General features: G+C 48.1%; 2 protein-coding genes. One reads left to right on the top strand and one right to left on the bottom strand.

The features are described from left to right. Positions 1–174 precede the first annotated feature (174 nt). Positions 175–1,188, bottom strand: a complete 1,014-nt coding sequence (locus ACKTSG_RS14105) for a YeiH family protein (protein WP_054714885.1) — start codon at positions 1,186–1,188, stop codon at positions 175–177. Between the two features lie 106 nt (positions 1,189–1,294). On the opposite strand from ACKTSG_RS14105, the gene ACKTSG_RS14100 reads away from it, so the two are divergent. After that, a complete protein-coding gene (locus ACKTSG_RS14100) occupies positions 1,295–2,092 on the top strand; it encodes a LysR substrate-binding domain-containing protein (RefSeq protein WP_407895649.1) in 798 nt (265 codons plus the stop codon). Positions 2,093–2,212 lie beyond the last annotated feature (120 nt).

Genomic DNA, 2,212 nt, shown 5'->3' with positions numbered 1-2,212 from the left:
CCGAAAATACCATTATCCCTGCATCCATCATAGTTCCTTAAACAATTAAATAACAAAAAAGCCTCCCACGGTCGGGGAGACCTTCAAAGGATAAAAACTATCCTTCAACACCATTTGACAAATTTCCGTAAAAAATCGCGCCAGACCAGTTTGAAGGTCTGACGCGATTTTGGTTTAGTGTAAATGAAGCAAACTCAACAAGCTTAAGGCCGCGATAATTTGAATCGACCCGACGCCTAAGCCATATAACAGAAACTTTTTGCCTTGTTGCATGAATTTGGCGAAGTTTAAACGCAACCCGATCGCCGCCAGCGCCGTGGTTTCAAACCAGCCAGAAACATTGTGCGCTGAGCTGTTGAACAAGTCAGGCAAGTTCATGAAAGAATTCAACAAGCACAAAATCAAGAAGGCGAGTACGTACCAAGGAATCGGCAGGCGCTTCTTAGCTGTTTGGGTAGTTTGCGTTTGGTTGCGCTTGGCAAAACGTTCAAAACCGGTGACCACCACGACCAACATAATGATGCGCGTGATTTTAAATAGCATCGCATATTGCACGGTTTGGGCGTTCAACAAACTGGCACCAGCAACGACTTGGCCGACGGATTGCAAGGTCCCGCCTAATAGCGCACTTTTGGCCAGTAGGTTTGAGCCGAATACTGCCACACCTAAAAAGGGCAGTGTCAACATCATCACGGTGCCAAGCAAGTTAACTAAAGTGATGATCTGACCTTTTTCTTCGTCGTCAGCGCCAATGGCAGGCGCGATGGCCCCGATGGCACTGGAGCCGCACACGGCATTGCCGCCAGCCATCATTAACGCGCCGGTTTCGGAAAAGCCTAATTTGCGGCCGAGTAAGTAGGCCCCAAAAATTACAATAGTCATTTCGCACCAGACATAAATCAAGCCGCGCCAGCCCATTTGGCCGATGGTTTGAAAGGTGACGGTGAGCCCTAACAAAACGACCGAATATTCCAGCAGGCGACTTTCAGCAAATTTTGTCCCAACGGCCAAGCCTGGTTGTTTGAAATACACATTACCTAAGACGATCCCCAGTAAAATGGCAATCGTCGCGCCGCCAATTTGCGGCAATAGTAAGCCGAGCAGCTTGGCGATGATCGCCACTAAGATCGAAAGTGATAGTCCCGGTATAATGGCGCGGGTTTTTGAAGTGGTGGTTGTGGTTTCCATATGAACTCCTTCATGTTTAATGATGAGTTTAATGATACCGGGAATTTGCAATTAATGGGATTAATTGCGATAATACTAGCTATCAAGAAAACTGATCGGAGTTCATATGAATAATCTGGCCACCTTTAAACTGGTTTATGAGACGCGGAGTTTTTCTAAAGCTGCCGGCATGCTGTTTATTGCCCAACCTACCGTCTCGGCGCAAATCAAACAACTCGAAGCCCAACTGCACACGACGCTGTTTATTCGCAATGGCCGCGGGGCGGTTGGACTAACGCCTGCGGCAGATACGTTGTATGAAAAAGCCTGTGAGATCTTGGCGACATGGGATGATGTGCAAGTGCATTTGAGTCACGGGCCTGCCCATCAACAGTTGCGCCTATACGCCTCGCACAGTTTTGCGATGTACTTGTTGCCGAAGATTTTGCCAGCACTGAATCAGCAGTTTCCCCATATTGCCTTCAGTGTCAATGTGGCTAACTCGCAAGCTGTGCAAACCGCGATTTTGAATCACGATGCTGACCTCGGCTTCATCGAAAAGCCTCTAGCGGCGCGTGGCATCGATCGCGTGGAATATTTAGCGGACCAACTGGTGAAAGTGGGCGCTGGCGAGCCTTGGTTGGTGCGCGAATCTGACTCTGGCGTCGGCTATTACACCAGACGTTACCTAGCAGAACAAAATAGTGCCCCGAAGACAATGACGGTAGCGTCCAATGCGGTGATCGTGGAATTATTGAAATCAGGCTTTGGCCAGTCGATCATTTCTAAGCGTGCAGTTGGCGAGTTGCCTTTTGAAGATCTGGGCGAAGCGTTCTTGCGGCATTTTTACATGATCAGTCGCGTAGGGGATGCTGGGGTGCAAGAAGTGAAGATGTTTTTGGAAGCATGGATTTTGGATTCTTAGTGTAAAGTATTCCTCGGGAGGGAAAAGTAAGTAATAGGATACCCCGAAAAACGGTTTGACAAAAGAAGACCGCTTGTCCTCTAATTGAGTTACCACACAACAAGTAGAGAGAAGCGATCT

The sequence above is a fragment of the Lacticaseibacillus salsurae genome, assembly GCF_045862175.1.
Classification (GTDB): Bacteria; Bacillota; Bacilli; order Lactobacillales; family Lactobacillaceae; genus Lacticaseibacillus; species Lacticaseibacillus salsurae.
Note: the sequence above shows the minus strand (reverse complement) of the source record. Positions and strands in the feature narration are given on the sequence as shown.